Consider the following 26,780-nt stretch of genomic DNA (forward strand, 5'->3'; position numbering starts at 1 on the left):
TTACCCATATGCCAAGAGAAATTTTAAAATTTTTTCGACTTTCTTTTCCGACCCTCGGAAGGCCCCGCCGAAGCGCAAAAAGAGCCGCCGAACGAACGGCGGCCCTCAGGCTTGAGCATATGCTTATGCGCGCTTCTTCTCGATCGAAGAATACAGCGCACCGATGCAGGCGGCCACGACAGCGATGCCGATCCAGCCAAGACCCATGTCGGCGCCCGGCAACGCATCCAAGAAGATCCACATGTCGGGAACGAACGCGTCGCGCAGCGCAACGATGACGCTGACGACCGTCGTGGACAGCACGACCCACGGCCACATGCGGGGCGACTTGTCGCACACGCTGTGGGCAAGGCCCATGACCATCATAGCGATGGCGGGCGGATACAGGGCGCCCAGCAGCGGAGCGGAGAACGCCAGGATGGAATCGAGTCCGACCAGCGAAACGCAGCAGCTGAACACCGCGAAAATAGCGGCCCAAACGGGCAGCGGAACGCGCGGGCACACTTCGGAGAAGTACTCGGAGCAGCACGAGATGAGGCCCGTGCACACGTTCAGGCAGGCGAGCAGGAAGATCGCGGCCACGATCACCGAACCCGCGGCACCGAAGTGCAGATTCGCCGAAGCGGCCAGGACCTCGGCGCCGTTGGTGGCGCCGGGCATAGAAGAAGCCATGGAAAGGCCCACGAACGAAAGGCCGCAGTACACGGCGGCCATGAGCACGCCGGCGATGATGCCCGCGACGGAGATGGCGCCCGTCACCTTCTTGGGGTCGGTGACGCCGTGCTCCTTCACGTTCGAAGCCACCACGATGCCGAAGCACAAAGCGGCAAGCAGGTCCATGGTCTGATAGCCCGCCAAAAAGCCCTCGGACACGGCGTTGCCGTCATACGGCGCACGCGCGGCCGGCACGTCGCCGATGCCTGCGAACAAGGCCGCACCCACTACGAGCGCGATCAAGACGATCAGCGCAGGAGCGGAGAAACGGCCGAGGATGCGCGACAGCATGCCGGGACGAAGGGCCAGGAAGAACGCGATGGCAAAGAACACCACCGAGAATACCGCGGCCACCACGAACGAATCGCCGCCGGGGATCAGGGGCTTCACCATCTCGAACGCTGTGGTGGACGTACGGGGAATAGCCAGGAAGGGGCCGATGGTCAGATAGACCGTCGCGATGAACACCGACGCGAACAGCGGATGCACGCGGCCGGCGAGCTGACGGATGTCGCCCACCAAGGCCACCGCGATAATACCGAGCACGGGCAGGCCGATGCCCGCGATCAAAAAGCCCGCCGTGGCAGGAGCGGCATCGGCGCCCGCCTGCAGGCCGAGAAGCGGCGGCAGGATCAGATTGCCTGCGCCGAAGAACATCGAGAAGAGCATGCCGCCGAGCATCAGCAGCTGCATGCGGCTCATGCCGCCTTTTTTCACGTCATTCGTTTTTTCCACGAATCCCCTCCATTCGACTCGTTTCGTCATCGCTTGTTTTCGTCACAAAAAAGGGCGCCTAAAGCGCCCCGTTAGCCATTTCCCAATTGTTCAGAAAGGCTTCTTTATCCTCATACGGACAACGGCATTTATCTTTGCCGTCGGTGACCTCGACCCAGAAACCGTCACGACCGTACTTCCTGTCGAGCGGGACGATTTCATACACCTGACCGGGTTCGAGGCTCACGCCGGTAATCAAGGAGCGCCTGCCTTTATACCTCATCAGTTCGCTCATTGCTCGCCTGCCTTTCTCAACCTGTCAGCACGGAAACACTGCATCTTCTTTGACAACGAACCGCGATTTTACATGCAGAGTGCCCTGCGTTGCAAGCATTCCGCTACAAAGCACCCCGAATGTATACATCGGCCGTTCGTTCCGACGGTTCGGAACAGTATACGGCGTTTTCGACGCCATGCATGCCGAATCAATCAAAAAAGGGCTGGAAACGTAAGCTTCCAGCCCTGTCATTATCTGGTGGATCGTCGGGGACTCGAACCCCGGACCTTGGGATTAAGAGTCCCCTGCTCTACCAACTAAGCTAACGATCCGAAAGAAAGCCGGAATGAACCGGCTGAATATACCTGGTGGATCGTCGGGGACTCGAACCCCGGACCTTGGGATTAAGAGTCCCCTGCTCTACCAACTAAGCTAACGATCCGAAAAGCATATGTAAAGGTTCTGCGCTTCGTGGCTGAAGCGCTTGGCTATTGTGAACTATTCTTTCAAATTTCGCAAGAGCCAATTTTAAAAAAACTGGGGTGGGTGATCGGATTCGAACCGACGACCTCCAGAGCCACAATCTGGCGCCCTAACCAACTAGGCCACACCCACCACGTCACACGCAATGTGCAAGTGGATAATATACAGACCTCTTAGCCGTTTTGCAAGAGTATTTTTCAATTATTTCCTTTTTTTGTTTCCGCTATAATAAACAACCGTGCGCATTCGCCCTTTTCGCGGCATTCAGCCGCGCCCATGCAGGGGCATGCACGCGCGACACGCCCCCGTGGCTCAATGGATAGAGCACCGGACTTCTAATCCGATGGTTGTGGGTTCGAATCCCGCCGGGGGCGCCATGAAGAAACGCAAGGCGTCTCGGCCGTACCCGAGGCGCCTTTCTTTATATCCGGCGAATCGATGCGGCTATGCGGCAGGCCAATGCGGTACGGCAGGCATCTTCACGAAACGGCGCAGCCGAAAAGCAGAGGCGCGCATCGCCTTAGAACACGTTTCGTCGAACGCCCGCGCCGCTCGATGAGCAGCAGCCCCTTCGAGCACGCCGGCATGCACGAACGCACCCTGCTGCGAATCGACGTGTGAAACGCGGCCCGCGCCGACGCCGCCGTCACGCCTCCGCGGCGTCGAATTCGCCGCACACGCCTTCGAAAAATTCCCTGAACCCGTCCTCGAACACGCTTTCCTTCGGACGGACGAACGAGATGTCGTGCACGATCGCATCGCCTTCCACCTCGATGCGCGCAAGATCGCCCCGCGCGAGCTCCGCCGCCACGCCCGCCTCGTAGACGAACGACACGCCCAGGCCCGCAGCCACGAACGCCTTGATGACCCCGATGCTCGACACCTCCGCCACGTCGGCGAACGATGCCAGCGTGAGGTTTCGCCCGCGCAGGGCGTGCTCGAGCACCGCGCGCGAGCCCGATTCTTTCTCGCGCACGATCAGCGGCTCGTCGAACAGGTCCTCCATGCGGCACCGCTTCCCTGCCAGGCGGTGCTCGGGCGAGCAGACGCACACCAGCTCCTGCTCGCACAGAAGATCCCACGAAAACGCGCTTTTCTCGAAGATGCCTTCGACGAACGCGCAATCGATCGCCCCTTTGTCCATCAGGTCGAGCAGCTCCTCGGTGCTGCGCGAGGTCACCGTGACGCGAAACCGCGGGTTGCGCTTCAGCGAGCGCGCCAAGGCAGGCGCCACGATGTATTCGCCCGCCGTGAGCGTGGTGCCCACGTTCAGTCGCACCACCTCATCCGACGAAACGGCGGCGATGCGGCGGCGCAGCAGCGCCTCGTCGTGCGCGAACGAAAGAAAGGCGCGCTGCAGCAGCTTCCCCTGTTCGGTGAGGCGCATGCTCTTGCCCTCGATCGACACCAGCTTGGCGCCGTACGACCGCTCGAGATGGGCCATGTGCTGCGAAACCGCCGATTGCGTCAGATTGAGCTCGCGGGCGGCGTGGGTGTAATTGAGCGTGCGGCACACGGCCAGAAACGTGGCGACGCGGGTATCGAGCATGGCATCCTCCCGAAGCTTTCTCGCGAGCGCGCGGCATGCGAATGCCTGACGCGCGCTCATTCCACAACCATAAGCAAAACTGTTTATGCCATTAGTAATCATAAGTTTACTTCATCGAAAGACAGGCGCAAGATAAGTCCATCGAAACAACTGCGGCGCGACGAAGCCGCCCGATAGATAAGGAGCAATCATGCGAGAGTTTCTGAAGAAGGTACCCATTCCCACGGGCGGCCTGGCACTGGGCCTTGCTGCGCTGGGCATCCTGCTCAAGCCCCTGTCGACGGCGGCTTACGCAGCATGCGGCTTGTGCTCCCTCGCTCTTACCGTCCTGCTTGCCGCCCGTCTTCTGAGCGATTCCGCCGGCATCCGCGAAGATTTCGAGAACCCCATCCTGGCAAGCGTGAGCGCAACCTTCCTCATGACCGTCATGCAGCTGAGCACCTATCTGGCTCCGTTCGCCCACGTTCCCGCCTTCGCGATCTGGGCCTGCGCCGTAGCCGCCCATTTCGTGCTGATGGCCTGGTTCAGCGTGTATCACCTGCGCGATTTCGACCTGACCAAGGTCTACCCCACCTACTTCATCTGCTACGTGGGCATCGTCGTGGCCTCGGTGAGCTCGCCGGTCTACGGCCTCGAGCGTCTCGGCTCCGCGATCTTCTGGTTCGGTTTCGTCGCCTACGCCGTGCTGCTGGTCATGGTGACGACCCGCTACGCCAAGCATCCCGTGGAAGAAGGCGCGCGCCCGCTGTTCTGCATCTACACCGCGCCCATGAGCCTTTCGCTGGCGGGCTATCTTGCCACCGAGCCCATTCCGAACCCCGCATTCGCCTGCGTGCTCGCCGTGCTGGCCCAGCTGCTGCTGGTGGCCGTGCTGGTTCGTCTGCCGCACTTCCTGCGCCTGAAGTTCTACCCCAGCTATGCGGCCATGACCTTCCCCTTCGTGATCACCGCCACCGCGCTCGACCGCACGCTCACCATGCTGGCGAATGCAGGCATCGTCTATCCCGCCGTTTTGCATGTGCTGGTCGGCATCGAAACCGTGCTTGCCTGCGCCATGGTCGGCTACGTGTTCGCGCGATTCCTCATGGAGTTCGCCCGCATCGGCCGCAGCCTGGCCGCCGAGCGCTCCTGCCGCCGCGAGCTGGCCGCCGAATAAAGCACTCTCCCGAGCCTCTTCATCCGCCCAAAAACGGCTCCCTCTTCCAAAACGGCCCGACGTCTTACCGCGTCGGGCCGTTTTGCATGCGCGACAAGAATCGCCGAGGCCGCCGCAGCACTGGATAAAGCCGAAAGGCCTCGTAAGGGCTACGGCCTATCGCGTCCGAGTTCCGCAAAGGACCCCGTTTCCTGAACGACAAAAGAAGCGAATCAAGCGGCCCGGCTGAGCCTGTACTCGACCGGGCCGCCTCCGTCCAGGCGTCTCTTGATGCGCACATCGTTATACCGGTCGATACACTTCCCCGAATCCCCCTCGAAGATATCGGGGCGCCTTCCTCCCAATCGCAGTAAAGCTCGGTCTTGACCATCGAGAAGGAGCTTTCGGCTTTCGCGTTGTCGAGGCAGTTTCCTTTGCGAGACATGGGCCGGGTAATCTCCATCCGCGCTTTTGTTCGTCAGTCTCCTTCTCACATCCGCATGCTTTTCGCTTTCGCGTGCTTTTCAGCTTCCACACGTCTTTTCGGCTTCCGCGCATCGGGCCATCAGAAGCGAACCCCCTCCGGCGGCGTCGGATTCCGGCTTTTTTGGAAAAAGGAGGCCTGTCAGGTCATTTTTTGCGCGGTTTGGCACGCAGAAGGCGCCCGTCGCGCCCTTTCGTGCCACGATATGCCACATTTTTCTTTTCACTGTGTATTATTTCGGCATCAACAAGGAGAGATTGCTGCGAATTCGTGCCAAACCGCGAGTTTTTCGGCCTCGGAGGCCTCTTTTTTCCAAAACACGCCGCCGATGCCGAGATCCGCGGGGTCGGCGCGCCGCCCTCGCGCCATCGAGCCGCAACCGCGACGCTGCGCTCCCGAACTGCGGCATGCACAAAAACACCGCCCGCGCCCGAGAACGCCGCATCACGACGACACGGACTGCTTCAACGCCTCCACGAACAGGCGTGCCGTTTCGTCCTCGACGAATTCGTCTTTATAGAGCACGTAGAAGTCGGTCACGAGCTTCAGGTCGGAAAGCTCGAACGTCCGGCACTCGCGACGGCGGTCGATGCCGAACCGGGGAATAAGGGTGGTCGGCACGACCCCCAGCTCGTCGTCGAAACCGTGGGAGAAATACTCGAAATGGTCGCCGAACGGCAGCGGGCGCAACGAAACCCTGGCGCCGCGCTCGAGCAGACGCTCGGCCACGCCGTCGCGCATGTATCCGTTATATATGTCGGGCGGAAGAAGGATGCATGACCCGTCAAGGTCTTTCGCGCGGATGTCGGCCTGGCCGAACAAAGGATTGCCTTCGGTCATAAGCAGCATGATGGGTTCCGTCTGCAATTCGAAGCCGGAAATTCCCGACGGCATGACCGCGCCGCTGCTCTCGCCCTCCCAATTCTTACAACCTGTGACGACGATATCGTTGCTCCCGTCGAGAAGCGCATCGGCCGTGCTTGCCGCGCCCGGCGTCGCCACCACATCGACGACCTTCCTCGGGTTCATTTCCTCCAATGCGCGTTTCGCCCGATGAATGGAGCTTTCGAGCCACGGAAGATTCGTCGCCGCAATGCGGACCGAAAGAAAATTCCCCTGCAGCGACCGATACTCGGCAATGACGCCGGAAATGCCCTCGACAAGAGACAAGGCCGTCGCGACGAACCTTCGCCCGATCGGCGTCAACGCCAGACGGCCCTCGCTTTTCACGAAAAGCGCGCAGCCGAGCTCGGCCTCGAGCTCGGCCATGTGCTCCACGAGCGTCGGCCGCGACACGTGCGACTCTTGGGCCGCGGCCGTATAGTTAAGAGCGCTGGATAGAACCAGAAACTCCTCAAGATGACGTGCGTCCATAATGCCCCTCCCCCTTGAGCAGCGCCGACGAACCCCGCCGCGCTCGGCATGGCAGCGCGATCGGCACCTGTTCAGCATACCCGGCCGAACAATGGCGACGCAAGCGAAAGGATTTCTTACACCCGGCCAAATTATCCTTCTGCGGGGAAAAATACCCTACGGCGCGCGAGGCGGACGCGGCCGTACGATAACGGCAAGGTTCGCACCAGGACGAAGCAAGGCCTGCGATGCCGACCATGCGCGCAAGCGGCGGCTTCACAGGCGAATCACGAGGGAAAGGGGAGGCCATGAAGCTCAATCGAAGGGATTTCCTCAAAAGCGCAGCGCTCGTAGGCGGCGTCGGAGCCGCCCTCGGCATGGCTGGATGCGCGCCGCAGGGACAGAGCCAGGAAAATGCGACTCCGTCAGCCGACCCCGCGCGCGAGGCGTTCGAAGCGGCCGCACAGCCCATCGCGCCGGCGGATGTGCCGTCGAAATGGGACGAAGAACGAGAAATAGTCGTCGTCGGCTCGGGCGCCGGCGGAATCAACGCGTCCATCAGGCTCGCGCAGGCAGGATACGATGTGCTCATGGTGGAGCGCAATCCCGAAACAGGCGGCAACTCGAAGCATTCGTCGGTCTTTTCCAATTTCGGCGGACACAAGCTGGCCGAAGAAGCGAAGTGGGCGTACCCGAGCTATCCCTACGACGTGAACGGCATCGTCGAATTCGTCATGAGCTGCCAGCAGATGACCGGCGACCCCGACCTTTTGCGCGCGATGGCCGAAGAGGGCCCGAAATGCATCGACTGGATGAATGAGAAAGCGGGCGCCAAATGGGTTCCGATGAACCCCTCCCCCGCAGGATGCGGCCTGCTCGAATGGGAAGGCATGTCCACCCCGACGAACGGCATCAACGTCAACCTGATTCCGTTCCAGGAGCTCGAGCAGACGGCGCGCGACGCGGGCGTCGACGTGCGCGTCGATTGCCCTGTCACCACGTTGGTTTACGACGGCGAAGCGGTCGTCGGCGTGAAGGTCGCCGAAAGCGGCGAAGACCGCTTCATCAAGGCTTCGCGCGGCGTCGTGCTGACCGCAGGCGGCATGGAAGTCAACCGCGCCATGATGGCGAAATATTCCGCGACCACGCTCCAAGGCATCGCATGCATCGCCACCCCGCCGAACGGAACGGGCGAGTGCATCCGCATGGGCCAAGGCGTCGGAGCCGACCTTTCGGGCTACGATTCGACGGGCGCGTTCGACGGCGGCGTATGGTGGCGCGAATACAGCGAATACGACACCGAAATGGACTGCCACATCAACAAAGACGGCAACCAGGCCCTTCGCCAGCCCTGGCTTCGCATCAATCGCGACGGCCAGCGCGTGCCTTACATTTCCACCTCGGGACGCAGCTATCCCTACGTGAACGACGCCGCTCCCTCTTCTGAAGGATTGTGCGAAACGGCCGCGATCGAAATGAGCCAGCCCGGAGGCCTGACCTTCTGTTGCTTCGACTCGAAGTTCGACGAGCTTGTGACCGAGAACTTCTTCGGCCAGGTCATCTGCCGTAAAGCGAAAATCGTCGCACCCGACGACCCCTATATCGACCGCGTGCCCGAATGGCTGCGCGACTGGCACACCGGCTTCCAGCAGATGATCGACGGCGGCGCCATCAAGAAATGCGACACGATCGAAGAGCTCGAAGAACAGCTCGGCCTGGAACCCGGCACGCTCGTCTCCAACGTCGAAAAATGGAACGAAGCATGCGCAGCAGGCGAAGACTACGCGAGCGCCTATAAATATCCCGCCGAATGGCTCATTCCGATCGACACGCCGCCGTATTACGGCGCCAAGCTGGGCGGACACGTGTTCGGGTCGAAGACCGGCCTCCGCGTAACGCCCCAGATGCAGGTCGTGAATACCGAAGGCAAGCCCATCAAGGGACTCTACGCCGGATGGCACACCGCGGGCGGGTCGTCGGGAGACGGCAACCCCGCAGGCAAGCCGCTGACCGGCATGTACGCCGACCTCGGACTCGCCTTCGTCGGCGGCTACATGGCCGCAGGCGGCATCATGGCGCAGGACGGACTGCAGGAATAGCACGCCCCTCCAGGGAGCTTCTTACGAAGCTCCCTTTTCTTTTCAGTCCCGCGAATTCACTTGTTCCTCCTCCACTGCGGTCGGAGGGGTTTCTTGCAAAAAGGGGCGTCTCGGGCCATTTTTTCGAGAGTCTGCCACTCGAATGGGCGAATACGCTGTCATTCGCGGTGCGAACGCGACGATATGCCGCATATATTATTAAAACGGGTATTATCTTGGACCCGATAGCGCGGAATCGGCGCGGCGGCGTGTCAAGCCTCGCATTTTTTGGCCTCGGAAGCCTCTTTTTTTCAAAGTATGCCGAAGCGGGGCCGCCGGATGCTGTTGCGCAGACCTCGACCCCCGTCTTTTCCCTACGAAACCGGAAACCCGCAGGCATCGCGGCACGGCACGCCGCCTCTGGGCACAAAAAACGGGTGCGCCCCTCGCGGAGCGCACCCATCGGATGGAACGGCTCAAGGCGTCACACCGAGCGCCGCCGACACGACAGCGCGGCACTACATGACCTTCGAGCTTTCCACCATCTCGACGAACTTCGACACCACCTTGATCAGCGGCGTGCGAAGCACCAGGCCCAACACGATGAACGGCACCGTGAACAGCAGCAGGATGCCTATCTCGGTCCAGAAGTCGCCGTTGTACACGCCGAACATGGCCGCGCGCATGGCGTTGACCGCATGCGTGACGGGCAGATACGGGCTGAGCACCTGCACGAACTCGGGAAGCGATTGCAGCGGATAGCTTCCTCCGCCGCCCGACACCTGCACAATCAGCAAGAACACCGAAATGGCCTTACCAAAGTTGGCGAACGACACCACCAGCGTGTAGATGATGAACGCGAACACCAATCCCGACACCCAGTAGCACAGCAGATAGAGGAACGGATTCACGGTCTGAACGCCTAAGAACACCATATTGCCCACGCTCACGCACGTGCTCTGCATGAGCGAAATCAGCGCCACCACGCCGAAGCGCCCGATGAACTGCTGCCAGGCGGGCACGTGGCCCATCTGATCGAGGATGCGCTTCGAAGGCGTCACCTTGAGCGTCACCATGACCAGCAGCGCGCCGATCCACAAAGCGAGCGTCGTGTACAGAGGCGTCATGGCCGATCCGAAGTTGTCCACCGGATACACCGCGTGCCTATCGAGCTTCACCGGCGCCGAAACCGCCTTCGCCAAGGCGGACGGGTCCGAGCCGATCGCCGCGCGCAGGGCCTCGACATCGCCGCTCGCCGCCGCTTCGGCGATGCGCGCGCCCGCGTCATGCATGCGCTGCGCCGACGAAGCCAGGTCGGCCGCCGCGGCGTCGAGCTTCTGCTGCGCGTCGCCGATGCCGGACGACACCGAACCCGCGGCTCCCGTCAAATCGGACGCGGCGGCATCCAGCGTGGCCGCGGTGGACGAAAACGTCGCGCTCGCCTCGCCGATAGTGCCCGCCAAGGCCTCGATGTCGGGCTTGAGCTGCGTGTCGTAATCGGCTTTCGCGCCGCCCAGGGCGTCTGCGGCCTGCTGCGCGAGCGCCTTGATCTCGTCGCGCTTCGCCTGCGTGTCCGCACGGCCCGCCTCGATATCGGCCGCCGCCGAATTCAACGAATCGCGCAGCTGCTCCTGCAGCGCGATCGAAGCCTTCAGGCGCGCCACCATGGTATCGACCGCCGACTGCGCCCCCTCGGGCAGCAGAGGCCTGAGCGACTCGAGATGCGCGATGACGTCGCGGTATCCGCCGATCTGACCGTCCACCTTGGCGGCGGCCCCGCTCAGCTGCGAAGCCGACGTGGACGCCAAAGACGACGCCGAATCGAACGCGGCATCCACCGAATCGGCCACCGCGCCGTAGCTTGCGGCGCTCTGCTCGATAGCCGTCGAAAGCGCCGAAGCCGACGAGCCGATCGCGTCGCCCACATCGCCCGCGGCGGCCTTGATGTCGGACACCGAGCCCTTCACGCCGTCGGCCTCGTTTTTGACCTGGCCGAGCAGCGCCGCCGAATCGTCGACCAGCGACTGCGCCGAGCCGAGCACCGACGAGTACATGGTCAGCACCGAAGACGCCTTGTCCATGGTGGAGCCCACGTTGTCGATATGCACGGCCAGCTCGCCGATGCGCCCGCCCAGATCGGAATCTTGCGCATAGTCGGCAAGCGTGGTGGCTATGCCCAGCGCCACCTCCGAAAGCGTCTCCGCGAACACGGTGTTCACCTGGGCCGACACGCCGTCGGCGCCTTGATCGGTCACCTTCGGCGCAATGGCGTTTTTCTTCTCGTTCGTGTAGTAGGTGATTTTGGCGTGCTCCACGTCGTCGGAATAAAACGTCATCATGTCGCGGCTGAAGCTGGACGGAATCACCACCGCCGCGTAGTAGCGGCCCGAGCGGGCGCCGTCGATAGCGTCCTCTTCGTCGGTGATCGTCCATTTCAGCTGGTCGTTAGCGCGCAGGGCCGAAACCACCTGCTCGCCCACGTTTATCTCGAGCGGCACCAGGTCGCTTTTGTAGCCCTCATCGGAATTGGCCACGGCCACCTCGAGGTTGCCCGTGTTGTCGAACACGTTCCAGCACGCGATCAGGTTGTACCACGAGAACAGCGACGGAATGGCCACCAGGCCCAGCACGATGATCACCGTGATCACGTTATGGCCGAGGCGCTTCAGGTCGCCCGTGAAAAGGCGCCAGATATTCTTCATCGTCGGCTCCTTTCCTCACCGGACGTATGTCGCTCGCCTGCATAGGCGGAAGCGCGCACCTGGGTCGTGCAGCCGCAATCGGCACGTGCCTCGCGCCCGCACGATCCGCACACGTCGTTGCGGCTGGCGTAGAGCGAGCGCACCTCTTCGTCGCTCATGGCCTCGAGCGACACCTGGCGCTCCAGGCTGTCGCGCAGATACTCCACGACCACCAGAAACGCGATGATCGCCACGATCCACACGAGCCACGCCGTGAGCATGACCACCTTCTCGGTCTCGGTGATGGCGAACACGAGCGTCACCACCACGGGCACCAGGATGCCCACGACCACCGCGCCGCGTTTGAACTTCGGATACAGCCTCATGAAGCGGGCCGCGCGGTTGGCGATGGCGCTACGGTATTCCTCGCGGTCGGAAAGCACGCGGATGAGCTGCGCCATGCGATAGCGACGCTCGGGCAGCTGCACGGACTCGCCGTTGATGATGTCGCTTTCCTCGATCTGGTGGGCGAACAGATGGTTCAAATTCGCCAGATACGGGCGCGCGATCAGGCCTGCCAGCAAGAACGCCGTCAAGAACAGCAGCAGCATGCCGACGCTTTGCAGCCATGCGCCGTCGTAGAAGCCGCAGGTGGTTTCGCGGATGGCGTTGATGCCGTAGGTGAACGGGAAGACCGGGTAGACCGCCTGGAAGAAGCTCGGCGTCATCTCGATCGGGTACAGGCCCGTGGCGCCGGGGATCTGCACGAACACCAAGATCACGCAGATCGCCTTGCCGATATGCTGCAGCGTGGTGGCCAGCGTGTACTGCACGGCCAGATACGCCAGCGAGCAGATCGCGGCGGTCAGGAAGAACGCGGGCACGTCGGTCGCCTGCACGCCTATGAACAGGCATCCCGCGCAGCACACAATCGATTGCAGCACCACCATGACCGCCAGCAGCAGCTCGCGGCCCAAGAAGCGCTGGGCAATCGTAAGGTCGGGAATGCCTTCGTCGTCCACCTCGTTGCGCATGATCACCAGCAGCATGAACACGCCGATCCACAGCGTGAGGTTGATGAACAGCGGCGCCATGGCCGAGCCGTACGAGTTCAGCGGATAAAGGTTCTCGGTCTGCACCTGCGTGGGCGACTGCATGAATTCGGCCACCTTGGACGCGTCGAGGTCGCCTTCGTCGAACAGCGCCGCCACCGATCCCGACGAGCCCAGGGCCGCCACGTCGGTCTTCACGGTTTCGAAATCGGCCTGCAAGTCGGCGAGCAGCGAATCGGTCTGGGCCAAAGCGTCGGCCGACGAAGAGAGCGTGGTTTTCAGCTGGTCGAGCACGCCGACGCCCTGGTCGACCAAAATCGTCTGGTTGGAAACCGCCGAGCCGAAGCCGCTCGTGGCGGCCACGATGCGCGTCAGGCCGTCGCTGGCCTGGGGAATGGCGGTGTCGGAAAGCGTGGCGCGATAGCCGTCCACGTTGGTCAGGGTCTGCTGGACGGCCGTGTTCACGGAGTCGGCCGCACCGCCCACCGACGACGCGGTTCCCGACACGCCGGATGAAAGGTCGCGCAGGGCACCGAGCGTGGCGTTCGCTTCGGCGTTGCGCTCTTCGAGCGACGTCACCGCGGCATCGATAGCGCCCGATGCGGGGTTGTCGGCCGGCAAAGCCTGCTGGATTTCGCGCAACAGGGCGATGATGCGGGCATTCTCGTCGACCACCGCCTGAGCACGCGCCACGGCGGCATCCACGTGCCCCGTGGCGGCCACGACGCCCGACGTGGTCTGGCCGATGGCCTCGTTGGTCTTCGACGACGCCTGGGAAAGAAGCGTCGAGCCGTGGTCGAGCACGCCGCCGATGGAACCGGAGAACGTCACGATGCCGCGATTCACGTCGCCCGCCAGCTCGGACACCTGGCCCAAGCCCTCGCCCAGCAGCACGACCTGGGCCTTCACATCTTCGAGCGCCTTTTGCGCGTCGCCCGCCTTGACGACGGCCTCGTCGGCCGCCGTCGCCAGGTTGCTCAGCGATTCGCGGGCCGAGGCGATATCGTCGGCCGCTTCGCCCAGACGCACGACCACATTGCCGCGCGTGGCGTCGAAATCGGCGTCGGCTTCTTTCATGGCCTGGTCGATCGCATAGACGACCGTCGAGCTGATCGTGGAAACGAACGTGTCGTTGATGGTGTTGTCGAGCGTGGTGGCTCCCGTGTCGGTGATCTTCGGCGCGACCGGGCCCGCCTTTTCATTCACATAGTATTCAAGTTCGGGCTGCTGAAAATCGCCCGAAAGAAGCGTGGTCACATCGGAGCTGAAGTCTTCAGGGATGACGAACGCCGCGTAAGCCTCGCCCGCCTCCACTTCGCGCATGGCTTCGTCGCGGTCGACGAAATGCCACCCCAGCTGCTTGTTCTCTTCGAGCTGTTCGACCACCTGGGCGCCCAGGTCGAGTTCTCCCAGCGTTTCGTCGCTCGCCCCGGCGTCTTCGTTGACCACGCATACGCGCAGGTTGCCCGTGTTGTCGTAAGGGTCCCAAAAGCCGATGACGTTGAACCAGGTGTACAGGGAAGGCAGCACGATGAGAAACAGCGCTACAAGCCAGGCCGCAGGCGTTTTCGCAATGCGTTTCACGTCGCGCACGAACACGCGCAGGATGTTGCCCACTCGCTCCTCCTTTGCCAAGATAATCAACATTTGTACAGAAAGCTGATTCTACTTGCAGGGGGCGCATGATAAGGAGCGAGCGACCCCTGTCACACAATTGTTACCGATTTCTCGCGGCGCCACAATCGAAAACAAGGTAAAGCGCGGCGCGCGAAGAGCGGCGGAACCGCCTACGCGCCCTGGCGGCCGCGGCCTTCGCCGTGCATCGGGCGGGCGCCTTCGCCGGCGCGTCCGCAGCCCTCGCCGCACGAAGCGCCCTGGCCGAACGCGCGTCCCGCGCAGGCGGAATCGCACGTGTCCACCCCCGCCTGGGCGGCAAGCGCGCGCAGCTCGGCCATCGACATGCGCATGGCGTCTTCTTGGGAAATATCGACGCCCTGGCCGACCAGGGTTTCATACACGCGATAGCGCCCCAACCCCATGCCCGCCTCCACGGCGGCGCGACGCTGGTCGTCGCTCAAGCGGCCGCAATGCACCTCCGCCGCGCTGCGTTCGAAGCTGCGCAGCGCCGCCGACTCGATGGTCTCGCAACGCGCTTCGTCCTCGCAGGCCACGCCCACTTCGACCACCGCGCCTTCGCTTATATAGGTATCGCACGCGTCGGCCAGGACCTGCATGGCCTCTTCGCACGCCATGCCGTCGACGCGGGCCCGGTCGAGCACCGCCGCCGCGTCGTCGTTGACGGCGCGGGCGTCCACCACGAGGCCGAAGCGGTTCACGGACAGCTCGAACGACGGGTTCACATCGATGCCCACACGCGCCACCGGAGCCGTGGCGTAGGCGAAGCCGCCCATGCCGATCGCGACGAATGCGGCGCATGCAGCAACCGCCAACGCCATCTTGCGCGAAAACGCCCTGCGCGCACGCGGCATTCGGCGGCGCACGGGCACCAAGGCTTCGGCCGAAACGCAGCCGTCGCGCGGCCGCGGCGCGGAGTCGGCTTCGTCGAACAGAGGCGCGAACACCCGGCTGTCGGCCCCCGCGCATGCAGAAGCGCCTTCGCCGCGCTGCTGCTCGATGTGCGCAAGGGCGGCGGCCTTCAACGCCTCGGGCGCGTGCACCGCGTCGTACGCGTCGCGCAGGCGGTCGTCGATATCGCTCATGACAGCGCCTCCTTCAACTGCTTGCGGCCGCGCGAAATCCAGGAATACACCGTGCCTTCGGGCGCACCGACCATGCGCGCGATCTCGGGCACGGTATAGCCCTCGCACGCGAAAAGATACAGCGGAGTTTTGGGCGGATCGCTCAAGCGATTCACAGCGTCAAGCACCTCGCGCACCTCGGAAGCGCGCTCCTTGCCCTCGCATGCGAACGCGCCGCCCCGCCGCTGTATCTCGGCGTCGAGCGACACGTTCGAGCGGGCGCGGGAGCGCAGCAGGTCTTTGCATCGGTTGATGGCCACGCGCACGAGCCACGCCTTGACGTGCTCAGGTTCGCGAAACGCCTCGTCGCGCTGAGCGTATGCGGCGAAGACGTCCTGGAACACGTCTTCGGCGTCATGCGCGGGCACGTACGTCAGGCACGCGCGCCAAACCGTATCGCCGTAGCGTTCCACCGCTTCTTCGATGTCTTGCGCGTCGCGCACGCGATTTCCCGCCTCCCCTGGTTTCGGTCGAAAGAACTCCGGATGCTAGCAGGCGCCGCGGCCGTAGCCATGGCCGAAGCCGCAACCGTTGCCAGCGCCGGAACCGGCGCCGCGGCCGTATCCATTGCCGCCGCACACGCCGTTCTGGCGATTGTCGCACATGCCGTCGCCATCGATATCCACGAAGCCGCCGGGATACGCCGCGCCGCACGTATCGCACGCGCCATCGGCATCAGCGTCCACGCAGGCGCACGCGGCGGCGCGGTTATCGCATACGCCGTCGCCGTCGGCGTATGCGAAGCCCTGGCCGCAGCCATCGCCCTGGCCTGCGCCGTTGCCGTCGCGCTGGCCGTAGCCGTTGCCGTAGCCCACGCCTTCGCCGCGGTGTGCGCGCATGCCGAAGTTGTCGCACACGCTATCGCCGTCCGCATCCACGAAGCCTTCGCACGAAGCAACCCTGCAGCAGGCGTTTTTCACAGACGCGCCCATGTCGGCGATGCCCTTGCTCGCCGCAGCGGCGCATGCGCGCATGCAGGGGGAATCGCAACCCGCGCCGTTGCGCGGACCCAGGGCGAACGCAGGAGCCGTCGCCAGCGAGAACGCCAGCGCCGCCGCCAGAACCGCGAGCACCGCTTTGGCCGGCTGCGCCTTCGCCGTTGCCGTCTTGCTCGTTTCGACCATGTTTTTCATAACGACCTCTTTTCCGACAAGCGGCCCGCTTCCCCGCGATCGTCCCCCCCCGAAGAGGAGAACGCCGGAAGACCGCTTTCCCTTCCTGTCATAAGGAACACGATCGACGCGGGAGAATCCTTGCAAGAAAGTCGAAAATTTTCCGCTTTACGATTCGCGCGCCAGGCGCTCGCCCATCAAGTACCCCATAACCGAGGCCATCATCAAGCCGTGCGTCCAGCCGCTCGAATCGCCCAGGCAATACAGGTTCTTCCTGTTGGTGTTGAAATCCTTGTCCATCTTCACCTGGTTGCTGTAGAACTTCAGCTCGGGCGCGTACAGAAGCGTCTCCCCCGCCGCGAAGCCGGGAATGGCCTGGTCCACGGCCAGCATGAAGTTCATAATCGAGGTCATGGTGCGATACGGCATGGCGCTCGTGATGTCGCCCGCCACCGCGTCGGGCAGCGTGGGATGCACGTTGGATCGGTTCAGCTCGTCTTGCCACGTGCGCTTTCCGTCCAAAATGTCGCCGAAACGCTGCACCAGAATGCGCCCCGCGCCCAGCATGTTCGCCACCGCGCCGATCTTTTGCGCGTACGCGATGGGCTGGTCGAACGGTTCGCGGAAGTGATGCGAGCACAGAATGGCCAGGTTGGTGTTTTCGGACTTGCGCTCTTTATACGAGTGGCCGTTGACCACCGCCAGGCCGTCGTCGTAGTTCTCCTGGCTGACGAAGCCGCCCGGGTTCTGGCAGAACGTACGCACCTTGTTCCTGAACGGATTCGGATAACCGATCAGCTTGCTTTCGTAGAGCACGTTGTTCACGCGCTCCATGATTTCGTTGCGCATCTCGACGCGCACGCCGATATCCACCGGGCCGGGAGCGTGGTCGATGCCGTGTTCGACGCACACGCGCTCGAGCCAATCGGCGCCGCGTCGGCCCGCGGCCACCACCACGCGCTCGGCCGCAATGGCGCGCTCCACGCCGTCGGTCCCCTTCACGATCACGCCGCGGCATGCATCACCCTCCATGACCACGTCCAAACACTCCGTGCGAAACATCAGCTCGACGCCCGCATCGTGCAGATGGTCTTCGATCCTGCCGTAGATTTCCTGAGCCTTTTCGGTTCCCAGATGACGGATCGGGCAATCGACCAGCTTCAAGCCAGCCTGGATGGCGCGACGGCGGATTTCTTTCACCTCATCGGGCGCGCCCACGCCCTCCACGTGCGTGTCGGCGCCGAAGCGCAGATATATGTCGTCGACGCGGTCGATCGAGCTTTGCGCCAAACGCTCCCCGATCAATTCAGGTAAATCGCCGCCCACCTCGCACGAAAGCGAGAGCTTGCCGTCCGAAAACGCGCCCGCGCCCGAGAAGCCCGTGGTGATGCGGCACGGCTCGCAGCCGACGCAGCGACCAGCCTTGGCCTTCGGGCACGAACGGTCCTCGATGGCGAGACCTTTTTCCACAATGACGATACACGCGGCCGAGCCGCTGTCCAGCAGGCCGAGAGCGGTGAAAATGCCCGACGGGCCCGCGCCGACGATGACTACGTCGGCGCTCGAATCGAAACGCATGATAAAACCCTCCCTATGCAGATCGACGCCGTATGACGGCGCCTTGGCATTGTAGCGTGACGGAGCCGTGCCGAAGAGGCGCCTCGGCGACCGGATAACCCGCCAAAATTGTACAGGTGTACAACAAATTCCATGACCGACCGGCGGCGGCCCTCATGCGCGCATCGAAGCTGCGCGAAACGCATCGCGCATCCGTGATATATCGACAAAAAACGACGCCATGCGGCATTGGCCCCGCATCGACGCCCGATAATTGCCGCAGCGTTCATTTTTCAGTTGAATACCAGGCATTTTGACCATATTTCCCCTTATGGCCCGACATGCGCACGAAAAGCGGCCTATCACGCATTCGAGCCGAGAAGGTAGGGAACGCAAGCGGTCGGATACAGTCGGCAGACGGACGGAGCTTACCGCATTTTTGAACAATTGTACAATTTTCGCACTTTATCACGATAAATTATTGACCTTGGCAACGCCGTCTCTATAATGAAACCCGCAACATCGAAGGAGTCAGCCATGAACAACGGAACCGCACATACCCCGGCTTCCCCAGCCTGCTGCGGCACCCCCCGTTGTCTCCCCTTCATGTTCAATCTCACCCCATTTGATGCCCGCAGCGCCTGCGGGCATCGCCGTTTCGGCACCGTTTCTCACGCATATTCCTATCGATATCTTTAGCACACGGATGTAGCGCGGGCGCTGTTCCTCTCTCGCTCGGCCGCGCCTCCCGTGTGCGCCTCCTGGGCGATACGCGTTTTCCGCAACGGCGGAAAACGCTGCGTCCCTCGGGCCGTTTCTCCACGACGTCTCGACCCCGACCGGATCACCCTCGGCGAACTGCCGGCGCCGCGCGCCCGCCCTCGCCATCGCACGATAGGAATACCTCATGATCGTCAAAGCGCTCATGGTGGCCATCTTCGCCGCCACCGCCATCGGCGTCGGCATTCTGTGCCGCAAGCACGCCGGCAACGTCTCCGGATTCATCCTGGGCGGCCGCAATGTCGGCCCCTGGCTTTCCGCCTTCGCGTTCGGAACCTCGTACTTCAGTGCGGTCATCTTCGTCGGATACGCCGGCCAGTTCGGCTGGAAATACGGCCTGGCCGCCACTTGGATCGGCATCGGCAACGCCATTCTGGGAAGCCTTCTTGCCTGGTGGGTGCTCGGACCGCGCACACGCGAGACGACGCAGCGCCTGCAGGCATCCACCATGCCCGAATTCTTCGGCAAGCGATTCGCGAGCAAAGGGCTGCGCATCGCCGCTGCCGCGATCATCTTCGTGTTCCTGATCCCCTACACCGCCAGCGTCTACAACGGGCTTTCGCGCCTATTCGGCATGGCGTTCGGCCTGCCTTACGAGGTGTGCGTCATCGGCATGGCGTTGATCACCTGCGTCTACGTGGTGATCGGCGGCTACATGGCCGCCGTGGTGAACGATTTCGTCCAGGGCATCGTGATGCTCTTCGGCATCATCGCCGTGATCGCCGCGGTGGTCATGGGCAACGGCGGATTCAGCGAGGCGCTCGTGTCGCTTTCGCAGGTCCCCGCCGAAAACAGCGCGCTCGAAGGCGCCTTCGTCAGCATGTTCGGCCCCGACCTTCCCAACCTGGTCGGCGTCATCGTGCTCACGAGCCTGGGCACCTGGGGCCTGCCGCAGATGGTGCAGAAGTTCTACGCGATCAAGAGCGGTCCCGCGATCAAGCAGGGCGCGATCATCTCGACCCTGTTCGCCGTAGTGGTGGCAGGAGGCAGCTACTTCCTGGGAGGCTTCGGGCGCCTGTACGGCGACCAGATCGCATACTCCGCCAACGGGGCGCCCGTCTACGACTCCATCATTCCCACCATGCTTTCGGGGCTGCCCGATATTTTGGTGGGCCTCGTGATCGTGCTGGTGCTTTCCGCTTCCATGAGCACGCTGAGTTCGCTCGTACTGACGTCTTCTTCCACGCTGACGCTCGACCTGCTGAAGGGCAACGTGATCAAGCATATGAGCGAGAAAAACCAGCTTCTGTGGATGCGCGGGCTGCTGGTGCTGTTCGTGGTCGTCTCGGCCGCGATCGCGTTGGTGCAGTACAACAGCTCGATCACGTTCATCGCCCAACTCATGTCGATCAGCTGGGGCGCGCTGGCGGGCGCGTTTTTGGGCCCGTTTTTCTGGGGCCTGTACAGCAAGCGCGTCAGCAAGGCGGCCGTATGGGCCAGTTTCGTCGTGGGCGTCGGACTGACCGGCGGCAACATGATCGCCGGATTCTTCGGCGCACCGCTGATCGCAAGCCCGATCAACTGCGGCGCGTTGGCCATGGTGCTCTCGATGGCGATCGTGCCGCTCGTGAGCCTTGTCACCAAGCCCGTCGATTTCGACATGGACATCGCGCTGCCCAGCCGCAAAAGCGCCACCGACCGCGAAATCGAAACCGAGATGCGCGAAGAGCACTTGCCCGAAATGGACCCGACAGCGTAAGCGCGGCGCTACTGTCCGCCCGCGGCGAGGTAGTCGTCCAAACCCGGTTTCGCGGATACGTACACGCCGCTTTCGGGGAAGTACGTCAGCCACACCACGCCTTCGGCGCTGACCACGTCGGCAAGACCGGGGCGGTCGTTTTCGGCGACACTGATATGGATCGGTCGATCATCGAGGGTCTTGAACGTCATTTCGAGCGTGCCCTGGCTGAACCCGCTATAACGGCCGGTCGCGCGGTCCTCCTCGACTTCGGCAAGCCAGCATAGCTCGGTCTGCGGACCGCGCATCAGATCGACCAAGGCGTCTTTGGACTGAATGACGCCGATAGCCAAACTGCCGATCGTAAGCAGCACGAACAGGGCTGCGATGCCGGCGCTGCCGAGCATGTCGTACGAAACCGGGTGCTTCTTGCGATAGAGGCGATACGACACGGCGACGCCGATGCAGGCAGCCAAAACCGCGACCAACTTGAGCAAGCGTATAGGCGTCGGCGCGCCCTCGCCGAACGCGACGATCACGCCGAGCGCCACGAAGGCCGAGCCCGCATAGGCGATGCAAGCCACGGCGAAGCGTGCGACCTCTCGTGCGAACCGTGCCGCAGTTGCCGCAAATCCCGCACCCGCACCGCCCTTACGCTCCTGCGAAGACACGACCAGCATAATGGCGAAGCCGACGAACGAAAGGGCGAACAACACGAATCCGGCCGCCATGCACAGATAGCGCACCAGGCCCATATACCCGATGGAAGGCGCCCACTCCCCTGCGAACAGAATCCCGAACGCCGCAAACAACACTACCAGCGTGACTACGCCAATTACTTTCTTCGACGATGCCGAAACCATCGCATCCTCCGCTCTCGCGCCGCAACCGTCAGCGCGCGATGCACGTGACGCAGCGCATCGTATCATGCGGCCGTAAAGCGAATCGAGAACCCTGCGACAAAAAAGATGGGCGGGCGCGGAAACATTCCCGCACCCGCCCATCGCGGCGCCGACGAAACGCCTAAGCCGCCGCTTCGCCCATCAAGCGCTCGCGCTTCTTGCGCGCCACGGCGCGGCCCTTGCCGCACTTCGGCTTGGAAAGCGGGCAATGCTTGCTGCAGCACGGACATGTGCCCAGGTTGAGCTGAAACGATGCGGCGCTCGACGCGGCGGCGACCTTGTTCGCCTTCGCAGCCTTGGGCGGCTTCGACTTGCCGGACGAAAGCTTCTTCGCAAGCTTCTTGGCCGCCTTGCGCACGGCCTTCTCCTGCTTTTTTTCCTGCTTCTTCAACTGCTTTTTCGAAAGCTTCTTTTTGGCGGCGTTCTTTTTCTTGTCAGACATGGCTGGCTCCTTCTTGCTTTTCGCCGCCATCATAACCGATAAACGTTACAAAGTTAGTATCAATTAACTTTTTCCAAAACGTTTTTCGGCAGCCGAAGCGGACGACTCCGTCGGCTGCCATGAAACGAAAGCGGGGCCGGAACCTCACGTTCCAGCCCCGCTCGACCATCTATAGACGCCCCGCATAGACGTGCGCTTGCGGCGCGACACGCAAACTCGCGGCATACGCGCAGTGCGGCGCGCGCTCACGCCCCAACGTGCACTCGCAGCGCACCGCGCTATCGTTCGGTGCGGCTTTCCTGCACCTCGAACGCGCCCACTTCCTCGGCGGCTGCGCAACCGCACGAACAGCCCGCGGTCGCATCGGCGGCAGCCTTGTCGGCCGCACGCGCCACGTCGCGCATGCGGCGCGCCTCGGCCTCTTTGCCTTCAAGGTTCGCCTTCGCCACGCTGATCATCAGCTTGATGCGGTTGAGCTGATTCACCTCGGAAGCGCCAGGGTCGTAATCGACCGCCACGATGTTGCTCTCGGGATACCTGCGACGCAACTCCTTGATCACGGCCTTGCCCACCACATGGTTCGGCAGGCACGCGAACGGCTGGGTGCACACCACGTTGGGCGCACCCGTGCGAATGAGCTCCACCATCTCGGCGGTCAAAAGCCAGCCTTCGCCCATCGAATTGCACAGGCTCAGAATCTCGCTCGCATAGCCCGCCAGCTCGTAGATGTCGGCCGGCGGCTCGAAGCGATGCGACGCGCGCAACGCGTCGTTGACCGGCTTGCGGAATTTGTCGATGGCGGCCAGCGCGATGCGGCTTCCAAGCGCACTTTTCGCAGAACGGCCCAGCGGATCTTTCTGGAAGATGGCGCCCGCGAGACCGAACAGGAAGAACTCCGTCAAGCCCGGCACCACGGCCTCGCAGCCCTCACGCTCGATCACATCCACGATCTGGTTATTCGCCGTGGGATGGAACTTCACCAAGATCTCGCCCACCACGCCCACGCGCGGCTTGCTGCCCTCGCCCACCAGCGGCAACGTGTCGAAATCTTCCACGATCTGACGCACAGTGCGCTTCCATTCGCTGCGCGAAAGGCCCGCAGCCAGCTGGCGCTTGCACTCGCCCATCCAATGGTCGAACAGCCTCTGCGCGGCGCCGGCTTCGGCCTCGTACGGACGCGTGCGATACAGGCACATCATCAGCAGGTCGCCGTAGAGCACGCCGTACACCGCCTGCAGCAGCATCTTCGGCGTGACCTCGAAGCCGGGATTGCTTTCCTCGAGCTTCTTGAACGACAGCGAAATCACGGGGATATGCCCCAAGCCCGCCGCCGCCAGCGCCTTGCGGATCAGCGCGATGTAGTTGGTGGCGCGGCAGCCGCCACCCGTCTGCGTGATGATCACGGCCAGCTTGTCGGTATCGTAGCGGCCGCTGGTCACAGCCTCCATGATTTGGCCCGTCACCAGGATGGACGGATAGCAGATGTCGTTGTTGACGTACTTCAGGCCGGCATCCACCGCGCCGTGGTCAACGCTGGGCAGAAGCTCGAAGTTGTAGCCGTTCTTGCGGAAGATCTCCACCAGCAGGTCGAAGTGGATCGGCGCCATCTGCGGGCACAGAATGGTGTAGCCGGCCTCTTTCATCTCCTTGGTGAACTGGACCTTCTCGAACTCGGTGGACGCGCACGCACGCTGCTTGATCAACGCGTCGGCCTGCGCCACCACGCGCGCGGCCTCGGCCTCGGTCATGCCCGTCTTATTGTCCATGCGGATCTTGGCATGGCGCGCATGCTCTTTCATCTCGTCTTCGGGAACGGCCGCCTCGGTGCTGTATTCCTTGTTCATGGCGACCGTCGGGCATGCCAGCGGACCACGCTCGGCTTCGGCGCGCTCGTCGGCCTTGTCCTTGAGCGCCGCCAGCAGCGAACGCACGCGGATGCGCGCGGCGCCCAGGTTGGACACCTCGTCGATTTTGAGCACGGTGTACACCTTGCCCGACGCCTCCAGAATTTCTTGCACCTGGTCGGTGGTCAGCGCGTCCAGGCCGCATCCGAAGCTGTTCAGCTGGATCAGGTCGAGGTCGTCGCGCTGCGTGGCCACCTTGGCGGCGGCGTACAGACGCGTGTGATACATCCACTGGTCCACCACGCGAATCGGACGTTCCAGCGTGCCCAGATGCGCGATGGAATCTTCCGTGAGCACCGCCAGGCCGAAGCTGGTCAAAAGCTCGGGAATGGCGTGGTTGATTTCGGGGTCGTTGTGATACGGGCGGCCCGCCAGCACGATGCCGTGCGTGCCGGTCTCCTCCATCCAGCGCAGCGTTTCTTCGCCCTTGGCGCGAATGTCGTCTTTGAACGCCATATCCTCGGCCCACGCGGCCTCAACCGCATCGGCCACCTCGGCGCGCGTAGGCGCGTCGGCATGGCGGCACGTGGCCTCGACGAAGTTCTCGTACAACTCCACGAACAGGCGCTCTTTAAGCTTGTCTTTCTGGTCGTAGGGAAGCCACGGGTTCAAGAACTTCGCATCGGACGTGCGCAGCTCGTCGATGTTCAGGCGCAGCGCCTCGGAATAGCTGGCCACGATCGGGCAGTTGAAGTGATTGCCAGCGCCCGCGTCTTCCTGGCGCTCCCACTTGGCGCACGGCATCCAGATGAAATCGACGCCCTTTTCCAGCAGGTTCATCACGTGACCGTGCGAGAGCTTGGCCGGATAGCACACGCTTTCGGACGGCATGCTCTCGATGCCCGCGTCGTAAGTCTTTTTGGACGAAGCGTCGGAAAGCACCACGCGATAGCCCAGCTTCGTGAAGAAGGTGAACCAGAACGGATAGTTTTCGTACATGTTCAGCGCGCGCGGAATACCCACCGTGCCGCGCGGGGCCGCTTCGGCGGCAAGCGGCTCGTAGCCGAACAGGCGACGGCTCTTGTACTCGAACAGATTCGGCACGTTGGACGTCTCGCCCAGCACACCCGCGCCCTTTTCGCAGCGGTTGCCCGTGATGAAGCGGCGATGCTTGCCGGTGTTCTCGTCCACGCCGAAATCGTTCACCGTGAGCAGGCAGTGGTTGGAACACGCTTTGCAGCGCACGGTTTTATGCGTGGGTTCGAGCGCCTGGATGCGTTCGAGCGAAAGCATGCCGGACACGGGATGCTCGCCCTTCGCGCGGTCGCGCGCCAGAAGCGCGGCGCCGTATGCGCCCATGTTGCCCGCGATGTCGGGGCGCACGGCGTTCGTGCCCGAAAGCTGCTCGAAAGCGCGCAGCACGGCATCGTTCAAAAACGTGCCGCCCTGCACGATCACCTTATCGCCCACCTCGCGCGGGTCGCGGATCTTGATCACCTTGAACAGCGCGTTCTTGACCACCGAAATGGCCAGGCCGGCGGCGATATCGCCCACCGTGGCGCCTTCTTTTTGCGCTTGCTTCACGCGGCTGTTCATGAACACCGTGCAGCGGCTGCCCAAATCGACCGGATGCTTGGCGGCGTTGGCCGTCTTAGCGAACTCGGTGACGTCCAGATTCAAGCCGCTGGCGAAGCTTTCGATGAAGCTGCCGCAGCCCGACGAGCACGCCTCGTTGAGCATGATGTGGTCGATCACGCCGTCGCGCACGCGCAAGCACTTCATATCCTGGCCGCCGATGTCCAAGATGAACTCGACGCCCGGCAGCATTTCCTGCGCACCGCGCAGATGCGCAACCGTTTCGATTTCGCCGGAATCGACGCGCAAAGCCTCGAGCAACAGCGCTTCGCCGTAGCCGGTCACGGTGGCATGGCCGATCGTCACGAACGGCTCGCCCGTCGTGGCGTCCACCGGCAGCGCGCCGTACATATCGGCGATCGCACGCTTGGCCGTGCCCAGCACGTCGCCTTTGTTGTTGCAATACGAGCTCCACAGAAGTTCGCCGTCTTCGCCGATCAGCGCGGCCTTGAACGTGGTGGAGCCGGCGTCGATGCCCAAATAGGCGGTGCCGGTATAGGCCATCAGGTCGCCGCGCGCCACTTTCTCGCGATCGTGGCGGGCCTTGAACTCGGCGAATTCTTCTTCGTTTGCGAACAACGGGTCCAGGCGCACCACTTCGCTGCCCTGGATGTCGCCCAGGTTGCGCAGGCGCCCCAGCACGTCGGACAGAAGCTCCGCCTTGCCCTGCGCGCCGCACAGCGCGGCGCCGCACGCCACGAACAGATGCGCGTTTTCGGGACGGATGGCATGCTCGTCGTCCAACCCGAGCGTTTCGCAGAAACGTTTATCCAGCTCGGAAAGGTATTGAAGCGGGCCGCCCAAAAGCGCCACGTTGCCGCGGATGGGGCGGCCGCACGCCAGGCCCGAGATGGTCTGCGTGACCACGGCCTGGAAAATGGACGCCGCGATGTCTTCCTTGCGCGCGCCCTCGTTGAGCAGCGGCTGCACGTCGGTCTTCGCGAACACGCCGCAGCGGCTCGCGATCGGATAGATCGCGGTATGGCTTTTCGCCAGCTCGTTCAAACCGCCCGCGTCGGTGTCGAGCAACGCGGCCATCTGGTCGATGAACGCGCCCGTGCCGCCCGCGCACGTGCCGTTCATGCGCTGTTCGATGCCGTTGTCGAAGTAGATGATCTTGGCGTCTTCGCCGCCCAGCTCGATCACCACGTCGGTCTGGGGAATGAAGGTCTCCACCGCGGTCTTGGAGGCGATGACCTCCTGCACGAATTCGATGCCCAGCCACTGGGCCAAAAGCAGGCCGCCCGAGCCCGTGATCGCGATCGTCATAGGAGTGTCGGGATAGCGCTCGGCCGCCTCCTGCACCACTTCCACGATGGTGGCGCGAATGTCGGCGTGATGGCGGCGGTAGCAGGAATACAGGACGTCACGGTTGTCGTCGAGAACGGCCACCTTGACCGTAGTGGAGCCGACGTCGATGCCGATATGCAAAGGCGAAGCATCCGCAGCGCGTGCGATCTGCGCGGCGCGCGCCTCCCCTTCGACGGCCGCGTTGTTCGCAACCCGGGCTTTCATAGTTTCGGCAGCCATGATGCTCTCCTTTTGAATCAT

At 63.0% G+C, this 26,780-nt stretch carries 19 protein-coding genes and 4 tRNA genes; 5 read left to right on the top strand and 18 right to left on the bottom strand.

Features of this window, described 5'->3' with window-relative positions:
* Nucleotides 1-123: 123 nt before the first annotated feature.
* The 5 genes from brnQ to DMP07_RS05140 form a co-directional block, all read right to left on the bottom strand.
* Nucleotides 124-1,449 (bottom strand): branched-chain amino acid transport system II carrier protein, encoded by a 1,326-nt coding sequence (gene brnQ / locus DMP07_RS05120; RefSeq protein WP_244594874.1) that lies wholly within the window; start codon nucleotides 1,447-1,449, stop codon nucleotides 124-126.
* A gap of 58 nt (nucleotides 1,450-1,507) precedes the next feature.
* A complete protein-coding gene (locus DMP07_RS05125) occupies nucleotides 1,508-1,723 on the bottom strand; it encodes a hypothetical protein (RefSeq protein WP_123198087.1) in 216 nt (71 codons plus the stop codon).
* Nucleotides 1,724-1,961: 238 nt separating this feature from the next.
* Nucleotides 1,962-2,037 (bottom strand) — tRNA-Lys (locus DMP07_RS05130).
* A gap of 34 nt (nucleotides 2,038-2,071) precedes the next feature.
* Nucleotides 2,072-2,147: transfer RNA gene (locus DMP07_RS05135), tRNA-Lys, on the bottom strand.
* 96 nt (nucleotides 2,148-2,243) lie between these two features.
* A tRNA-His gene (locus DMP07_RS05140) sits at nucleotides 2,244-2,320 on the bottom strand.
* 169 nt (nucleotides 2,321-2,489) lie between these two features.
* Here DMP07_RS05140 and DMP07_RS05145 point away from each other — a divergent pair.
* Nucleotides 2,490-2,565, top strand: a tRNA-Arg gene (locus tag DMP07_RS05145).
* Nucleotides 2,566-2,834: 269 nt separating this feature from the next.
* Here the strand turns inward: DMP07_RS05145 and DMP07_RS05150 are convergent.
* Nucleotides 2,835-3,737, bottom strand: coding sequence for a LysR family transcriptional regulator (locus DMP07_RS05150; RefSeq protein ID WP_123198088.1), 903 nt, complete (start codon nucleotides 3,735-3,737; stop codon nucleotides 2,835-2,837).
* A gap of 190 nt (nucleotides 3,738-3,927) precedes the next feature.
* Between DMP07_RS05150 and DMP07_RS05155 the strand changes: the two genes are divergently transcribed.
* On the top strand, nucleotides 3,928-4,893 hold the full coding sequence (locus DMP07_RS05155; protein WP_123198089.1) for a TDT family transporter: 966 nt from the start codon (nucleotides 3,928-3,930) through the stop codon (nucleotides 4,891-4,893).
* Nucleotides 4,894-5,800: 907 nt separating this feature from the next.
* On the opposite strand, the gene DMP07_RS05160 is transcribed toward DMP07_RS05155, so the two are convergent.
* The gene (locus tag DMP07_RS05160) at nucleotides 5,801-6,730 is read right to left on the bottom strand and encodes a LysR family transcriptional regulator (protein WP_123198090.1); all 930 of its coding nucleotides are present in this window, start codon (nucleotides 6,728-6,730) and stop codon (nucleotides 5,801-5,803) included.
* Nucleotides 6,731-7,017: 287 nt separating this feature from the next.
* Between DMP07_RS05160 and DMP07_RS05165 the strand changes: the two genes are divergently transcribed.
* Nucleotides 7,018-8,808 (top strand): FAD-dependent oxidoreductase, encoded by a 1,791-nt coding sequence (locus tag DMP07_RS05165; protein WP_123198091.1) that lies wholly within the window; start codon nucleotides 7,018-7,020, stop codon nucleotides 8,806-8,808.
* A gap of 497 nt (nucleotides 8,809-9,305) precedes the next feature.
* Here the strand turns inward: DMP07_RS05165 and DMP07_RS05170 are convergent, their stop codons facing one another.
* The 7 genes from DMP07_RS05170 to DMP07_RS08920 all read right to left on the bottom strand — a co-directional run bounded on the left by DMP07_RS05170 (nucleotide 9,306) and on the right by DMP07_RS08920 (nucleotide 18,269).
* Nucleotides 9,306-11,489 (bottom strand): YhgE/Pip domain-containing protein, encoded by a 2,184-nt coding sequence (locus tag DMP07_RS05170; RefSeq protein ID WP_123198092.1) that lies wholly within the window; start codon nucleotides 11,487-11,489, stop codon nucleotides 9,306-9,308.
* A complete protein-coding gene (locus DMP07_RS05175) occupies nucleotides 11,486-14,137 on the bottom strand; it encodes a YhgE/Pip domain-containing protein (RefSeq protein ID WP_123198093.1) in 2,652 nt (883 codons plus the stop codon). Before DMP07_RS05175 ends, DMP07_RS05170 begins: the two co-directional genes overlap by 4 nt.
* 170 nt (nucleotides 14,138-14,307) lie before the next feature.
* Nucleotides 14,308-15,240, bottom strand: coding sequence for an anti-sigma-I factor RsgI family protein (locus DMP07_RS05180; RefSeq protein ID WP_123198094.1), 933 nt, complete (start codon nucleotides 15,238-15,240; stop codon nucleotides 14,308-14,310).
* Nucleotides 15,237-15,722: an RNA polymerase sigma factor gene (locus tag DMP07_RS05185; protein ID WP_123198095.1), complete on the bottom strand. Its 486-nt coding sequence runs from the start codon at nucleotides 15,720-15,722 to the stop codon at nucleotides 15,237-15,239. The genes DMP07_RS05180 and DMP07_RS05185 overlap by 4 nt, the downstream gene beginning before the upstream one ends.
* 45 nt (nucleotides 15,723-15,767) lie before the next feature.
* The gene (locus DMP07_RS05190) at nucleotides 15,768-16,412 is read right to left on the bottom strand and encodes a hypothetical protein (RefSeq protein WP_123198096.1); all 645 of its coding nucleotides are present in this window, start codon (nucleotides 16,410-16,412) and stop codon (nucleotides 15,768-15,770) included.
* A gap of 147 nt (nucleotides 16,413-16,559) precedes the next feature.
* Nucleotides 16,560-17,969, bottom strand: coding sequence for an NAD(P)/FAD-dependent oxidoreductase (locus tag DMP07_RS05195; protein WP_123198097.1), 1,410 nt, complete (start codon nucleotides 17,967-17,969; stop codon nucleotides 16,560-16,562).
* Nucleotides 17,970-18,122: 153 nt separating this feature from the next.
* Nucleotides 18,123-18,269 (bottom strand): hypothetical protein, encoded by a 147-nt coding sequence (locus DMP07_RS08920; protein WP_211324515.1) that lies wholly within the window; start codon nucleotides 18,267-18,269, stop codon nucleotides 18,123-18,125.
* Nucleotides 18,270-18,485: 216 nt separating this feature from the next.
* On the opposite strand from DMP07_RS08920, the gene DMP07_RS08925 reads away from it, so the two are divergent.
* Together DMP07_RS08925 and DMP07_RS05200 are read left to right on the top strand one after the other, a co-directional pair.
* Nucleotides 18,486-18,647 (top strand): hypothetical protein, encoded by a 162-nt coding sequence (locus DMP07_RS08925; RefSeq protein ID WP_211324516.1) that lies wholly within the window; start codon nucleotides 18,486-18,488, stop codon nucleotides 18,645-18,647.
* Nucleotides 18,648-18,855: 208 nt separating this feature from the next.
* Nucleotides 18,856-20,427 carry a sodium:solute symporter family protein gene (locus tag DMP07_RS05200; protein ID WP_123198098.1) on the top strand — a complete coding sequence of 524 codons (1,572 nt, stop codon included), beginning with the start codon at nucleotides 18,856-18,858 and terminating at the stop codon, nucleotides 20,425-20,427.
* An 8-nt stretch (nucleotides 20,428-20,435) separates the two neighbouring features.
* On the opposite strand, the gene DMP07_RS05205 is transcribed toward DMP07_RS05200, so the two are convergent.
* The 4 genes from DMP07_RS05205 to DMP07_RS05215 all read right to left on the bottom strand — a co-directional run bounded on the left by DMP07_RS05205 (nucleotide 20,436) and on the right by DMP07_RS05215 (nucleotide 26,759).
* Nucleotides 20,436-21,269 carry a hypothetical protein gene (locus DMP07_RS05205; protein ID WP_123198099.1) on the bottom strand — a complete coding sequence of 278 codons (834 nt, stop codon included), beginning with the start codon at nucleotides 21,267-21,269 and terminating at the stop codon, nucleotides 20,436-20,438.
* A gap of 160 nt (nucleotides 21,270-21,429) precedes the next feature.
* Nucleotides 21,430-21,750 carry a hypothetical protein gene (locus tag DMP07_RS05210; protein WP_123198100.1) on the bottom strand — a complete coding sequence of 107 codons (321 nt, stop codon included), beginning with the start codon at nucleotides 21,748-21,750 and terminating at the stop codon, nucleotides 21,430-21,432.
* Entirely contained in the window at nucleotides 21,743-21,871 is a 129-nt protein-coding gene (locus DMP07_RS09055; RefSeq protein WP_280176190.1) for a hypothetical protein, read from the bottom strand. Before DMP07_RS09055 ends, DMP07_RS05210 begins: the two co-directional genes overlap by 8 nt.
* 157 nt (nucleotides 21,872-22,028) lie before the next feature.
* Complete coding sequence (locus DMP07_RS05215; RefSeq protein ID WP_244594875.1) at nucleotides 22,029-26,759, bottom strand: 2-hydroxyacyl-CoA dehydratase; 4,731 nt, start codon at nucleotides 26,757-26,759, stop codon at nucleotides 22,029-22,031.
* Nucleotides 26,760-26,780 lie beyond the last annotated feature (21 nt).

Source organism: Slackia faecicanis (assembly GCF_003725295.1).
Taxonomy (GTDB): domain Bacteria; phylum Actinomycetota; class Coriobacteriia; order Coriobacteriales; family Eggerthellaceae; genus Slackia; species Slackia faecicanis.

Excerpts from the sequence above, each read along its gene's own strand:
- DMP07_RS05125 (WP_123198087.1), bottom strand. The coding sequence starts at position 1,723 with ATGAGCGAACTGATGAGGTATAAAGGCAGGCGCTCCTTGATTACCGGC.
- DMP07_RS05150 (WP_123198088.1), bottom strand. The coding sequence starts at position 3,737 with ATGCTCGATACCCGCGTCGCCACGTTTCTGGCCGTGTGCCGCACGCTC.
- DMP07_RS05155 (WP_123198089.1), top strand. The coding sequence starts at position 3,928 with ATGCGAGAGTTTCTGAAGAAGGTACCCATTCCCACGGGCGGCCTGGCA.
- DMP07_RS05160 (WP_123198090.1), bottom strand. The coding sequence starts at position 6,730 with ATGGACGCACGTCATCTTGAGGAGTTTCTGGTTCTATCCAGCGCTCTT.
- DMP07_RS05165 (WP_123198091.1), top strand. The coding sequence starts at position 7,018 with ATGAAGCTCAATCGAAGGGATTTCCTCAAAAGCGCAGCGCTCGTAGGC.
- DMP07_RS05170 (WP_123198092.1), bottom strand. The coding sequence starts at position 11,489 with ATGAAGAATATCTGGCGCCTTTTCACGGGCGACCTGAAGCGCCTCGGC.
- DMP07_RS05180 (WP_123198094.1), bottom strand. The coding sequence starts at position 15,240 with ATGAGCGATATCGACGACCGCCTGCGCGACGCGTACGACGCGGTGCAC.
- DMP07_RS05190 (WP_123198096.1), bottom strand. The coding sequence starts at position 16,412 with ATGAAAAACATGGTCGAAACGAGCAAGACGGCAACGGCGAAGGCGCAG.
- DMP07_RS05195 (WP_123198097.1), bottom strand. The coding sequence starts at position 17,969 with ATGCGTTTCGATTCGAGCGCCGACGTAGTCATCGTCGGCGCGGGCCCG.
- DMP07_RS08920 (WP_211324515.1), bottom strand. The coding sequence starts at position 18,269 with ATGGTCAAAATGCCTGGTATTCAACTGAAAAATGAACGCTGCGGCAAT.
- DMP07_RS08925 (WP_211324516.1), top strand. The coding sequence starts at position 18,486 with ATGAACAACGGAACCGCACATACCCCGGCTTCCCCAGCCTGCTGCGGC.
- DMP07_RS05200 (WP_123198098.1), top strand. The coding sequence starts at position 18,856 with ATGATCGTCAAAGCGCTCATGGTGGCCATCTTCGCCGCCACCGCCATC.
- DMP07_RS05205 (WP_123198099.1), bottom strand. The coding sequence starts at position 21,269 with ATGGTTTCGGCATCGTCGAAGAAAGTAATTGGCGTAGTCACGCTGGTA.
- DMP07_RS05210 (WP_123198100.1), bottom strand. The coding sequence starts at position 21,750 with ATGTCTGACAAGAAAAAGAACGCCGCCAAAAAGAAGCTTTCGAAAAAG.
- DMP07_RS09055 (WP_280176190.1), bottom strand. The coding sequence starts at position 21,871 with ATGGCAGCCGACGGAGTCGTCCGCTTCGGCTGCCGAAAAACGTTTTGG.
- DMP07_RS05215 (WP_244594875.1), bottom strand. The coding sequence starts at position 26,759 with ATGGCTGCCGAAACTATGAAAGCCCGGGTTGCGAACAACGCGGCCGTC.